The sequence below is a fragment of the Pseudomonas sp. TMP9 genome, from assembly GCF_037943105.1.
In the GTDB taxonomy this organism is placed as follows: domain Bacteria; phylum Pseudomonadota; class Gammaproteobacteria; order Pseudomonadales; family Pseudomonadaceae; genus Aquipseudomonas.
The window spans coordinates 2618191-2631033 of the sequence record NZ_CP149803.1; the positions used below are offsets into that span (position 1 = coordinate 2618191).

8 protein-coding genes are annotated in these 12843 nt (G+C 60.3%); 4 read left to right on the plus strand and 4 right to left on the minus strand.

Translation table 11 applies throughout. The features are described from left to right. The first annotated feature begins 206 nt into the window (after window positions 1–206). Window positions 207–1124: a transcriptional regulator MetR gene (metR, locus tag WF513_RS12500; protein WP_339079707.1), complete on the plus strand. Its 918-nt coding sequence runs from the start codon at window positions 207–209 to the stop codon at window positions 1122–1124. A gap of 174 nt (window positions 1125–1298) precedes the next feature. Here metR and WF513_RS12505 read toward each other — a convergent pair whose 3' ends face one another. The 4 genes from WF513_RS12505 to WF513_RS12520 all read right to left on the minus strand — a co-directional run bounded on the left by WF513_RS12505 (window position 1299) and on the right by WF513_RS12520 (window position 7607). Next, window positions 1299–4421, minus strand: coding sequence for an efflux RND transporter permease subunit (locus WF513_RS12505; protein ID WP_339079708.1), 3123 nt, complete (start codon window positions 4419–4421; stop codon window positions 1299–1301). Further along, window positions 4418–5932 carry an efflux RND transporter periplasmic adaptor subunit gene (locus WF513_RS12510; protein WP_339079709.1) on the minus strand — a complete coding sequence of 505 codons (1515 nt, stop codon included), beginning with the start codon at window positions 5930–5932 and terminating at the stop codon, window positions 4418–4420. Before WF513_RS12510 ends, WF513_RS12505 begins: the two co-directional genes overlap by 4 nt. Continuing rightward, window positions 5929–7176, minus strand: a complete 1248-nt coding sequence (locus WF513_RS12515) for a TolC family protein (RefSeq protein ID WP_339079710.1) — start codon at window positions 7174–7176, stop codon at window positions 5929–5931. The genes WF513_RS12510 and WF513_RS12515 overlap by 4 nt, the downstream gene beginning before the upstream one ends. Before the next feature lie 95 nt (window positions 7177–7271). After that, window positions 7272–7607, minus strand: coding sequence for a hypothetical protein (locus WF513_RS12520; RefSeq protein WP_339079711.1), 336 nt, complete (start codon window positions 7605–7607; stop codon window positions 7272–7274). Window positions 7608–7809: 202 nt separating this feature from the next. On the opposite strand from WF513_RS12520, the gene WF513_RS12525 reads away from it, so the two are divergent. The 3 genes from WF513_RS12525 to WF513_RS12535 are packed head-to-tail and all read left to right on the plus strand — an operon-like array spanning window position 7810 to window position 12709. Then, window positions 7810–8466 (plus strand): helix-turn-helix domain-containing protein, encoded by a 657-nt coding sequence (locus WF513_RS12525; protein ID WP_339079712.1) that lies wholly within the window; start codon window positions 7810–7812, stop codon window positions 8464–8466. Between the two features lie 6 nt (window positions 8467–8472). Further along, a complete protein-coding gene (locus WF513_RS12530) occupies window positions 8473–9555 on the plus strand; it encodes an efflux RND transporter periplasmic adaptor subunit (protein ID WP_339079713.1) in 1083 nt (360 codons plus the stop codon). A 1-nt stretch (window position 9556) separates the two neighbouring features. After that, on the plus strand, window positions 9557–12709 hold the full coding sequence (locus WF513_RS12535) for an efflux RND transporter permease subunit (RefSeq protein WP_339079714.1): 3153 nt from the start codon (window positions 9557–9559) through the stop codon (window positions 12707–12709). Window positions 12710–12843: the final 134 nt, after the last annotated feature.

Genomic DNA, 12843 nt, shown 5'->3' on the forward strand with positions numbered 1-12843 from the left:
CCATCAGCTAAATAAGATGGCACTATTCTCAGCATCACTTCCGAATGAAACAAACTCATTCTATTCTTCTTGGTCTATAGTTTCATTCATGTACAGCTTGTTGAACTATTTACTCTAGCGAGCATGCAGACACGCAAGTTCGTTACCGCATCGCGATCAAACTCGCGTCTACCCAACGTTAATCTGCGGAATGCCCCGGAGCCCCAATGCTTGAATTGCGCCACCTAAGAACTCTGCATGCCCTGCGTGAAAGCGAAAGCTTGGTGGACGCTGCCGAGCGCCTGCACCTGACACAATCAGCGTTGTCGCACCAGTTCAAGGAGCTGGAAGAGCGCTTGGGCATGCCGTTGTTTGTGCGCAAAACCAAACCGGTACGCTTTACCAGCGCTGGGCTGCGCCTGTTGCAGCTGAGCGATGCGGTGCTGCCGATGCTGCGCAGCGCTGAGCGTGATTTGGCGCGCTTGGCCGGCGGTACCGCAGGGCGCCTGCACATGGCCATCGAATGCCACAGCTGCTTCCAATGGCTGATGCCGACCATCGACCAGTTCCGCGATGCCTGGCCGGAAGTCGAACTGGACCTGGCCTCGGGCTTCTCCTTTGCCCCGCTGCCGGCCCTGGCGCGCGGTGATCTGGACTTGGTAGTAACGAGCGACCCGCTGGAGCTGGCAGGCATCACCTACGTGCCGCTGTTTACTTATGAGGCGATGCTGGCAGTGGCTAACCAGCACCCGCTGGCCAATAAACCCTGCATTAAGCCGCAGGACTTGCTCAGCGAAACCCTGATTACCTACCCGGTAGAACGCGACCGCCTGGATATCTTCACCCGCTTCCTCGAACCGGCTGACGTGGAGCCGGCGCAGGTGCGCACCTCAGAACTGACGGTGATGATGATGCAGCTGGTGGCCAGCGGCCGTGGCGTCTGCGGCCTGCCCAACTGGGCGTTGCATGAGTACAGCTCGCGCGGTTATGTGACGGCCAAGCGCCTGGGTGACAGAGGCTTGTTCGCCACCCTGTATGCCGGTATCCGCACCGATATGCTCGACGCGCCGTTTATGCGCGACTTCCTGCTAACGGCCAAGGACACCTCCTTCGCCAACCTTGAAGGTGTCAGCGTCGCGCGCTAAGCCAACTGTCAGCACAGCAACGTAGGATGGGTTAGCCGCGCGGCGGTGTTAGCCATCGCTTGCTTGATGGGTATCGCTGTGCTCAGCCCATCCTGCGGACTCGTGATGCAGTAGCCCGAATAAGCCTTGGCGCAATCCGGGGTGGACTCCACATCTCCCCGGATTTAATCCAGGCTACAGCTTACGCCGGCGCATCAACAGGTAGGCCGCCGGCAACACAAACAGCGACAGCAGCGGCGCGCTGAGCATGCCGCCGACCATGGGCGCGGCGATGCGGCTCATCACCTCACTGCCGGCGCCACTGCCGAGGAGAATCGGCAACAGGCCGGCGATGATCACCGCCACGGTCATAGCCTTGGGTCGCACCCGCTGCACTGCGCCCTCGTGAATGGCTTCAAGCAGCGCAGCCTCACCGTTTTGCCCGCGGGCTTGCCGTTCAGCCCAAGCATTTTTCAGGTACAGCAGCATGATCACGCCGAACTCCGCTGCCACTCCGGCCAAGGCGATAAAGCCGACACCGGTGGCCACCGACAGGTGATAACCCAGCAGGTAGAGAAACCAGATGCCGCCCGTCAATGCGAACGGCAACGTGGCCATGATCAACAGCGCCTCGCTGAAACGGTTAAAGCACAGGTACAACAGCACGAAGATAATCATCAGCGTGGCCGGCACCACCAGTTTTAACCTCGCATTGGCCCGCTCCAGAAACTCGAACTGCCCCGAATAACTCAGGCTGATGCCCGGTTGCAGGGTGACCTGCGCGTCGATGGCGGCGCGTAGATCGGCCACCACCGAGGCCAGGTCGCGGCCGCGCACATCCACATAAACCCAGCCCGAAGGCCGCGCATTTTCGCTCTTGAGCATCGGCGGGCCATCGCTGACTCTGATGCGCGCCACCGTACCGAGGGTGATCTGACTGCCCGCTGGGGTGAAGATCGGTAGCTGTTCCAGCTTGCTCAGTGAGTCGCGCCATTCACGCGGGTAGCGCACGCTGATGGGGAAGCGCGCCAACCCTTCGACGGTCTCGCCGATATTCTCACCGCCAATCGCACCGGCCACTATGGCCTGCACATCGGCGATATTCAGGCCATAGCGCGCGGCAGCGGGCCGGTCGATGTCGACGTCGATATAGCGCCCGCCGGTCAAGCGCTCGGCCAGAGCTGAGCTGACGCCCGGCACAGCCTTGGCGACCTTTTCGATGGCTTGGGTCGCCTCATCAATCTGCGCCAGGTTGCTGCCGGCGACCTTGACCCCAATCGGGCTCTTGATCCCGGTGGCGAGCATGTCAATGCGGTTACGGATTGGCGGAATCCAGATATTAGTCAGCCCCGGCACTTGCACCACCCGATCCAGCTCATCCACCAACTTCTCAGCGGTCATACCGGCACGCCACTGCTCACGCGGTTTGAACTGGATGGTGGTTTCAAACATCTCCAGCGGTGCCGGGTCGGTGGCCGTTTCTGCACGGCCGGCCTTGCCGAACACATGGGCGACTTCCGGTACGGTTTTGATCAATCGGTCGGTCTGCTGCAACAACTGCGCGGCCTTCTGCGCCGATAAACCCGGCAAAGCCGAGGGCATGTACAGCAAGTCACCCTCATCCAGCGGCGGTAGAAATTCACCACCCAGCTGCGACAACGGCCATAGCGTGCTGAGCAGCACCAGCAGTGCAAATGCCAGAGTGGCTTTTGGCCACGCCAATACCGCATCCAACGCCGGTTGGTAGACACAGATCAGCCAACGATTTAGCGGGTTGCGCGCCTCATCGGGAATCTGCCCGCGAATCCAGTAGCCCATCAGCACCGGCACCAGGGTCACCGAAAGCCCCGCCGCAGCCGCCATGGCATAGGTTTTGGTGAAGGCCAGCGGGCCGAACAACCGCCCCTCCTGAGCCTGCAGGGTGAACACTGGAATAAACGACAGGGTGATGATCAACAAACAGAAGAACAGCGCCGGGCCGACCTCCACCGCCGCATCCGTAATCACCCGCCAATGCTGCTCGCCTTTAAGCTCTTCGTCCGGATGGTGCTCACGCCAGGCTTCTATCTTCTTGTGCGCGTTCTCGATCATCACCACGGCCGCATCGACCATGGCACCGATGGCGATGGCAATACCGCCGAGTGACATGATGTTGGCGTTGATGCCCTGCTGCTGCATCACGGCGAAGGCGATCAGCACGCCGACCGGTAAAGAGACAATCGCCACCAGCGAGGAGCGCAAGTGCCAGAGAAACGCCGCGCAGACCAAGGCGACGACGATGAATTCCTCAATCAGTTTGAAGCTAAGGTTCTTCACCGCACGGTCGATCAGTTGGCTGCGGTCATAGGCGGTAACGATCTCCACCCCTTCCGGCAGGCTGCTTTTCAGCTCGTCGAGCTTGGCCTTGACCGCCGCAATGGTGCTGCGAGCATTCTTACCGCTGCGCAGGATCACCACGCCGCCGACCACCTCGCCCTCGCCATCCAGTTCGGCGATGCCGCGACGCATCTCCGGGCCTAGCTGAATAGACGCCACATCGCCAAGCGTTACCGGCACGCCGCCGGCAGACAAACGCAGGGGGATGGTGCGAAAGTCGTTAAGGCTCTGCAGGTAGCCGGACGCGCGCACCATATACTCGGTTTCCGCCATCTCCAGCACTGCGCCACCGGTTTCCTGGTTAGCACGGCCAATCGCTGCGGTAACCTCAGCCTGGGTGATGCCAAGGCTGGCCAGCTTGATCGGATCGAGTTGCACCTGGTACTGCTTGACCATACCGCCGATGGTCGCCACTTCGGCGACATTGGCCAAAGTCTTCAGCTCGAACTTGAGGAACCAGTCCTGCAATGCACGCAACTGCGCCAGGTCATGTTTACCCGTGCGGTCGACCAAGGCGTATTGGTAAATCCAACCAACCCCAGTGGCATCCGGCCCCAGCGTTGGCTTGGCACTGGCCGGCAAACGGCTCTGAACCTGACTCAGGTATTCCAGCACCCGCGAGCGCGCCCAGTAGAGATCAGTGTCATCGTCGAACAACACATAGACATAGCTGTCACCGAAGAACGAATAACCACGCACCGTCTTGGCCCCCGGCACCGAGAGCATGGTGGTGGCCAGCGGATAGGTCACTTGGTTCTCGACAATCTGCGGCGCCTGGCCGGCATAAGGTGTGCGGATGATCACCTGCACATCAGACAGGTCTGGCAGCGCATCGATCGGCGTGTGCTGCAGCGACCAAATACCCCAGGCCGTGGCGAACAGCGTGGCCAATATCACCAGAAAACGATTAACCACCGACCAGCGAATCAGCGCGGCAATCATGGCTGCACCTGCTGCTGGCCGTCATGCTGGTTTGGCACTGGCGACAAATGCTCGATGCGTTCAATCAGCAAACTATCATCATCGGCCCGCACGCCGACCTTCACTTTATCGCCCACCTTGAAGCCTTCTAACAGCGTTGGGCTGGCCAGCGGGAAGCTCATGCTCATGCCGGGCATGCCTAAGGTTTTAAAGGGCCCGTGGCTGAGCATCAGGCCATCCTCATCAATGCCATCGATTTGCCCCTCGGCCTCGTGCAGCGCCGCTTCCAGCTTCACCTCGGCGGCGGCCTGCCCCAGGCCTTGCACCTGAAGACCCAGTAGGCTGGCCTCGGAATCCAGCAAGAACTGCCCAGAAGCAACCACTTGCTGACCCTCTGCTAACCCTTCAAGTACCTCGGTTTTACCCTCGGCCTCAGCGCCCAAACGCACCTCCACCGGGCGATAGCGCCCTTGGCTTTCAGCGAGCATCACCAAGGCGCGACGACCACTGCGGATCACCGCCTCGCTGGGTACCAACAAAACCTCACGCTCAGCTGGACGGGTCAGCCGCACCTGAGCCGTCAGGCCCGGGCGTAAGCGGCCATTGGGGTTAGCTAACTCGACCCGCAGCATTAGGGTACGGCTATCGAGATTGGCCTGGGGCAAAATGGCTGCAATACTGCCGCTGAGCACTTCACCGGGGAGTGCCGGCAAACGCGCCTCGACCTGCTGGCCGTTATGTAGCCCTTTGGCCTCAGCTTCCGGCACAGCCACCTCCAGCCAGACCGTGCGTAAACCGTTAATAGTGGCCAGGGTTTGTCCGGCCGCCAGGGTCATGCCCTCGCGCACCTCAAGTTGCTGCAGCACGCCACTTATAGGGCTGGTGACTGTCCACAACGCCTGCACCTGGCCACTGCGCTCGAACTGGCTGATCAGCGCGGCGGGCATCCCCGCTAAACGCATACGCTGGCGCGCAGCACTCAACAAACCCGGATCGCCCGCATCACGCAGGGCTAGGTAATCTTCCTGAGCACTCACCCAGGTGGGCACCAGCAGATCGGCCAGCGGCGCGCCGGCCTCCAGCACATCCTCAGCGGCGCGGGCGTATACACGCTCGACGAAGCTGGCACTGCGCGCTTGCACCACGACCACATCACGGCTGTTGAAAGCCAGACTACCAACCACCTCTAAGCTGCTTGCCGCCGCACCACGAGTGACCAGTGCTAAGCGCATGCCGAGGTTTTGGGTGATGCTGGAGTCAATGCTGACGGCGGCGCTGTCGCCACCCTCATCGGCATAGCGCGGCACCAGCTGCATGTCCATAAAGGGTGATTTGCCCGGCTCATCGAACTTCTGCTGCGGCACCATCGGGTCGTACCAATAGAGCACCTTGCCCTTGTCCGCCATCGGTGCCATCTGGGCGGGATCAGCGCCATGGGGCATCGACCTCTGCGCATACCAGTAACCACCCGCCGCACCCACGGCCAGCAGCAGGCTTATCAGCACCGCGCCCTTTACTGTTGCCGCACTCATTGCTCACTCCCTTCATACGCGTAATACAAACGGGCGCTGGTCAGCGCTCGCGCTTGGGCAAAGTCGATGTGCTGCAGGCGGGTTTCGATCAGTTCGCGGCGCGCGGCAATCACACTGGCCAACTCGCTTACGCCCGATCGATAGTCGGCCAGGGTCAGTGCGACTTTCTCCTCAGCTAAAGGCAGCAAGCTGTCTTGGCTGCGGCGTAGCGCCCGGTCATAACGCTGATACTCGGCCAGGTCAGTGGCCAACTGCTGGGCATACTCGCGCTGGGCGTCTGCACGCTCGGCTTCCAGCTGGTTCAGCTGGGCTTGCTTTGCGGCAATGCGCGGGTTTTGCCGGGAGGCGGCAAACAACGGTAAATCAACGCTGACTTGCACACTCAACATGTCGCCGAACATGGCGTCGCGCTGCTGATAAGCCAGCTGCCAGCTCCAGTCTGGGGTTTTCTCAGCTACGGCCTGGTGAATCTCGGCCTGCGCCTCAGCGGCCAGCGGATCAAATAGCACCAGCTCAGGACGGCGCTGCAGATTTTGCTGGTAGAACTCGGCCTTTACCGGCCAATTCGGCAGCTGCCCTGTCAGCGACTCGTCACCGCGCGGCCCGACCCAACGGCGCAAAGCAGCACGTTGCTGGGTGCGCTGCTGCACCAGCACGTCCTCCTGCTCGGCCAGCAAGGCGGCCTCTTGGCGTGGCCCAATGCTGTCGGCCGCCGGCCCGCGAGCGCTGCTGATGCGGGCGCGCACGACGTTGCCCAGCAAGGTGTTTTCAGCATAAAGGGTTTGGAATAACGCCAGCTTCTGCTCAACGCCGAGTGCCTCAATCCAGGCTAATGCGGTTTCCCGACGCACCCTGAGGTGTTCCACGCGCTGCGTCTGGGTAGCACGTTTAACTCCAGCCTCAGCCGCCTCCACCTGTGCACGACGCTTGGCGCGGCTGGGCACTTGCTGCATGACGCCAAGCATTTGCATGGTCATGGGTTCAGCGTTGAGGCGACCACGGTTGTCGCCCTCGATGGGTACGTTCTGCAGCCCCAACAGCAATTGTGGATCGGGCAACTCGCCAGCAGGTGTTGTCAACTGTTGCGCGGCTTCAACCTGGGCAGCTTGCGCGGACAACGAGGGGGCTTCGCGCTCGGCCAGGCGCAGGGCTTCATTTAAGGTTAGGGCGGCAACCGGCGGGCTGCACAAAGCAGTCGCCAGAGCCCCGAGCAGCCACAGCGGGCTGGGGAAAAACGTGAACATAGTGGTGGTTCCTGTCGAAATCGCACCCTAGGAAGGGTACTCAACAGCTGCCATGCAGCCATAGCCGCGCAGTAGCGTTCATAACAGAGCAGGAATCAGGCGCGGGGAGGACGCCAAGGAGCGGCCTGTGGCCGTGAGGGAAATACCGACTGGGTTAGCCATAACGGGCCACGTTCATTCGGCAGTGCTTTGAGCTTAAGCCGTTGGGCATTCAGCAACGGCAAGCTGACCGAGGAACACTTGAGCATGTCCGGGCAGGCCTGGCTGCCGGCGGCGGCGGCCATGGCGGCATCGTCGCAGCACTCCATTTGCATTTGGCTGACGTGGTCCATCAAGCAAATTTCTCCGGCCTCGAGCATCCCCGCCACACTCTGCAAAGGCAGAATCAGCGACAGCAGCAACACCAGATAAGCTCGGCGGAAGGCATTCATGAGGGGCAGTTTATTCCTGCGCAGCATTCAGAACAATTACTAGAAGCCCGCCCGTGCGCATCAAGATCCGAAACGCTTGCCAATGCACGCATATCCGCCGTACTCACGCACCCAGTCAGCACAGCTCGTAACAACTCAGGGCTTGCCGTTCGTGACCGCCAGTCATAGCATGACCGCCGGTCACAAGCCCTAAGACAACCCTATGCGCTACCAGGATCTTCAGTTCGAACAACGCCAAATCACCCTTCTCGATGCGGCGCGTCGACTCTTTCGCCAAGGCCCTTGGGACCGGGTGACGATCGCTGAGTTAGCCAGCAGCGCCGGCATCGGTAAAGGTACGGTGTACAAGCACTTCCCCAGCAAGGAGGCGCTCTACGCTCGCTTGGTGCTCGACCAGTCGCGGCACAACCTCAACCAGCTTCGCCAGTTAGATGACTCACAACCGGGCGCACAGTCCATGCACCGGGTGATCCGTCAGGCGTTCGAGCAAATGCTGGCTGACCCGGTGCTGGTGCAGCTGTGCCAAGTCTGTGACCGCCCGGCATTCCGGGAACGGCTAGACGCGCCCTACCGTGAAGAGTTTCTGGCTCTGGAATGCGACTACCTGACGTTATTCAGTCAATTGTTGGAGCAAAACTTGGGTGGGCAAAAGCTCTCCCAGGCGATTTGCCAGCAACTGCTGTGGGGCGTAGAGGCGTGCTTTAACGGTGTAATGGCGCGCATTGCCTCGGGTGGCTCGGCCTATTGGGCGGGGCCTGCTGCACAGGATGCGTATTTCACCGGCGTTACCGACTTCATCATTGCCGGTCTGCGCACGCAGGCGGCCGAACTGCTTGCTCAACCTCTTTTACACGAGTAACCCTCCATGTTCAGTCAGCTGTCCAAACGTCCTTGGTTGATCGCTGTTGCCATCAGCCTTTTGCTTTTGTTGTGGTTGCTCAGCGGTTCGCTATTCCAGGCGCAAGAAACCGCCAGCGCCGATGCGCCCGCGCCAGAGCCGGGGCTGACTAAGGTTGAAGTGCAGTGGTTAGAGGCCAGCCCCATGCAGCGCCAGCATGTGGTGCAGGGTCAGGTTGAAGCCTGGCGCCGGGTTGAGTTGCGCTCACAGATCAGCGGTACCGTGAATCGACTCGATCAAGACAAGGGCAGCCTGGTCACGCAAGGCCAGCTATTGCTCAGCCTGTCCGCTGATAACCGACCCGCTCAGGTGGCCAAGGGTGAAGCCGATGTGCGCCAGCGCGATGCCGATGCCAAAGCGGCACTCCGCCTGCGTGAGCGCAATATGATTTCCGCCAACGAATTGATTCGCCTACAAAGCGAGCTGGCCAAGGCCCGCGCCGAGTTGGACTTAGCGCGTATTCAGCTGGCGAATGCACAGATCAAGGCGCCTTTTGCCGGCACTTATGACCAGCGGATGATCGAGCTGGGCGACTTTGTACAGCCGGGGCAAGGCCTGCTGACCTTGGTCGATATCAGCCAACTTAAGGTCAGCGCGCAGATCGCCCAGCAAGAAGTCACCCAACTTAAGCTGGGTCAGCCGGTTAAGGTCGAACTGCTCGACGGCCGTGAATTACAAGGTGAATTGCACTTTATTGCCGCAGCGGCGGATCCCGGCTCACGCAGTTTTCGCATTGAGGTCAAGGTCGATAACCCTGATGCTCTGCGCTTGGCTGGAGCCAGTGCAACGCTGCATATTCAGACCGGAGAATCTCTTGCGCAGCGCATCTCGCCTGCGCTGTTGAGCCTGGATAAAGCCGGCCGCCACGGCGTCAAGTGGGTCAACGATCAACAGCAGGTGGTGTTCACTGCGGTGCAGCTGATCAGCGTCGATAACCAAGGCGCCTGGGTCAGCGGTTTGCCGAACAAGGTCGCGCTGATCACCCTCGGCCAAGGTTTTGTCGAGCCCGGCCAGCAGGTGATCAGCCAGCTGGCAAAGGGAGTGAACTGATATGCATAGCCTGATCGCTGCGGCGCTGGACCGCAGCCGCACGAGCTTATTGGTGCTGCTGTTCCTGATGCTCGGCGGTGTAGCCGCCTATGTGGTCATCCCCAAGGAAGCCAACCCAGATGTCAGCATCCCAATTATCTATGTCTCGGTAACGCTTGAAGGCATCAGCCCAGAAGACGCCGAACGGCTGTTGGTGCGTCCGTTGGAGCAGGAGTTGCGCAGCCTTGAAGGGGTCAAGGAAATGCGCTCCATGGCCAATGAGGGTCGAGCTTCGGTGACCCTAGAGTTTGATGCTGGGTTTAATGCCAAATTAGCATTGGCCGATGTGCGTGAGAAGGTCGATACCGCCCGCAGCAAGCTACCGGAAGAAGCCGAAGAGCCCACCGTCAACGAAGTTAACGTGGCGCTGTTTCCGGTGTTGTCCATTGGCTTGTCTGGGCCGATTGCCGAAACCGAACTGGTGTATATCGCCCGTCGCCTGAAAGAAAACGTCGAAGGCATCGCCGAAGTGCTGTCGGTGGAAATCGGCGGTGACCGCGAAGACCTGCTGGAAATCGTCGTCGACCCGCAAGTGCTCGACAGCTATGGCATTGATTACAACGAGCTGTTCAATCTGGTCAGCCGCAACAACCGTTTAGTCGCCGCCGGCAGCTTGGACACCGGCGCAGGCCGCATGAGCCTGAAGGTGCCCGGGGTGATTGAAGACCTCGAAGACGTGCTGTCCCTGCCAATCAAGGTGGTGGGTAACAGTGTGGTGACCTTCGGCGATGTCGCCACCATCCATCGCACCTTCAAAGACCCCACCGGCTTTGCGCGCATTAATGGGCAACCCGCCGTCGTGCTGGAAGTGTCCAAGCGCAGCGGTGCCAACATCATTGCCACCATTGAGCAGGTTAAAGCGCTGATGGTCGAAGCCCAGCCGTTGCTGCCCGAAGGCCTGCAAGTCAGCTACATCATGGACCAGTCGCAGCAGGTTAAAAGCATGCTTGGCGACCTGCTCAACAACGTCATGACCGCCATCGTCTTGGTACTCATCCTGGTAGTGGCGAGCATGGGTATGCGTTCGGCGTTGCTGGTTGGTCTAACCATTCCCGGGGCCTTTCTCACCGGCATTCTGCTGATCTGGATGCTCGGCTTCACCCTCAACATAGTCGTACTGTTCAGCTTGATTCTGGTCGCCGGCATGTTGGTGGACGGCGCCATCGTCGTTTCCGAGCTGGCCGACCGCTATTTGCACCAAGGGCAAACGCCCCGCCAGGCCTGGGCCAATGCCGCTACGCGGATGGCTTGGCCAGTCATTGCCTCCACCGCCACCACCTTGGTGGTGTTTCTGCCGCTGTTGTTCTGGCCGGGTGTGGTTGGGCAGTTTATGAAATACCTGCCCGCCACGGTGATCGTCTGCCTGCTCGCCTCCCTGGCCATGGCACTGGTGTTCCTGCCGGTACTCGGCGCCGTCACCGGTGGTAAGCCGCTGCCGCAAGCAACCCGGCCCGGTCGTGGCGCAGTCGGTTATCGCCGGCTGCTGGGAGCGTTGCTAAAACGTCCCGGCCTGACCCTGCTCGGTATGCTCGCGCTGATTGCGTTGATCTACACCGCTTACGGCCGCTTCAACCATGGCGTTGAGTTCTTCCCCGAGACCGAGCCGGAAAGCGCACAAATTTGGCTACGCGCCCGCGGTGATCTGTCGGTGCAGGAAAAAGACGCCTTGCTGCAAAAAGTGGAAAGCCGCCTGCTCGGTATGAGTGAAGTAAAAGCGCTATATGCCCGCTCCTTGGCGCAACCCGATGGCCAGTTGGGCGCCGATGTAATCGGCACCCTGCAGTTCCAGTTTGTCGAATGGCACGAGCGGCGCTCAGCGAGCAAAATTCTTGAGGACATGAGCACACGCACAGCGGATATGCCCGGCATTATTTTGGAGTTCCGCAAGCAAGAGGATGGCCCAAGCAGTGGTAAACCGCTGAAACTGCAAATCAGCGCGCAAGACCCGCAGCAGGCCGACCTCTACGTAGACAAATTACGGGCGGCAATGCAAAGCATTGGCGGTTTTAAAGACATCGAAGATGACCGAGCACTGCCCGGCATCGAATGGCGCATCGAGGTCGACCGCGAAGCGGCTGCCCGTTTCGGCGCAGACGTGCTCAGCGTGGGCAATGCCGTGCAGATGGTTACCAACGGCCTTAAGCTGGCGACTTATCGACCGGAGGATGCCACCGACGAAGTGGATATCCGCGTACGCTTACCCGCTAACTGGCGCTCCCTCGACCAGCTTGGCCGCCTGACGCTGAATACGCCGGCCGGGCAAATCCCGCTGAGTAACTTCGTCTCACTTGAGCAAGCGCCCAAGGTGGGCACCCTTCGTAGGGTCGATGGCAATCGCACCATCACCCTACAAGCTGACTTAGCCGAAGGCGCCCAGCTGGCAGAGCGGCAACGCGCACTGGAACAAGCCATGGGCGCGCCGCCAGGCGATGTGCGCCTTAACGTGGCGGGCGAAGGCGCGGATCAAAAACAGGCCGCCACGTTCCTCGGCACAGCTTTTTTGGTGGCGATTTTCCTGATGTTTATCATCTTGGTGACCCAGTTCAACAGCATCTATCAGTCATTGTTGGTCCTCTCAGCCATCGTCCTGTCGACGGCGGGTGTGTTGATGGGTTTGCTGGTCAATGGTCAGTCGTTCGGCATTGTGATGGTCGGCATGGGCCTGATCGCCTTGGCGGGCATCGTGGTGAATAACAACATCATTCTGATCGACACCTATAACCAGCTGCGCCGCCAAGGCTTGGAGCCGCACGCTGCGGCGCTGGAAACCGGCAGCCTGCGCCTGCGCCCGGTATTGCTCACCGCCGTAACTACAGTGCTGGGGCTGATCCCGATGGTCATTGGGGTCAACGTCGACCTGCTAACCCCAAGCCTAGGCTTTGGCGCGCCATCGACCCAGTGGTGGACGCAGCTGTCCAGCGCCATCGCAGGCGGCCTCAGTTTCGCCACCGTGTTGACGCTGCTGCTAACGCCCTGCTTGCTGGTGCTTGGCTCGCGCTTTGAAAGGCGACCGCCGCCGCTGGAAACCTTCGATGATGACCTGCTCGACTTACCGGAGCACCTGCTGGCCAGTGGCAAAACCAAGATTGAGCTGCAACCCACGCCTCAGCGGTGAATGCATACGCCCAGGCTCGATAGCGACTTGTTAGCTTTTGCCGGGCTTGAGACCTTGATTGGGGCCTTTCGAACAATTCATCGCGGGTGCTTACTGGCGAGGCGAGCACGCTCCAGCGACAAAAGCTCAAAACC

What these genes read in the sequence shown, in the direction of transcription:
- metR (WP_339079707.1), top strand. Translation starts at nt 207, where the DNA reads ATGCTTGAATTGCGCCACCTAAGAACTCTGCATGCCCTGCGTGAAAGC.
- WF513_RS12505 (WP_339079708.1), bottom strand. Translation starts at nt 4,421, where the DNA reads ATGATTGCCGCGCTGATTCGCTGGTCGGTGGTTAATCGTTTTCTGGTG.
- WF513_RS12510 (WP_339079709.1), bottom strand. Translation starts at nt 5,932, where the DNA reads ATGAGTGCGGCAACAGTAAAGGGCGCGGTGCTGATAAGCCTGCTGCTG.
- WF513_RS12515 (WP_339079710.1), bottom strand. Translation starts at nt 7,176, where the DNA reads ATGTTCACGTTTTTCCCCAGCCCGCTGTGGCTGCTCGGGGCTCTGGCG.
- WF513_RS12520 (WP_339079711.1), bottom strand. Translation starts at nt 7,607, where the DNA reads ATGAATGCCTTCCGCCGAGCTTATCTGGTGTTGCTGCTGTCGCTGATT.
- WF513_RS12525 (WP_339079712.1), top strand. Translation starts at nt 7,810, where the DNA reads ATGCGCTACCAGGATCTTCAGTTCGAACAACGCCAAATCACCCTTCTC.
- WF513_RS12530 (WP_339079713.1), top strand. Translation starts at nt 8,473, where the DNA reads ATGTTCAGTCAGCTGTCCAAACGTCCTTGGTTGATCGCTGTTGCCATC.
- WF513_RS12535 (WP_339079714.1), top strand. Translation starts at nt 9,557, where the DNA reads ATGCATAGCCTGATCGCTGCGGCGCTGGACCGCAGCCGCACGAGCTTA.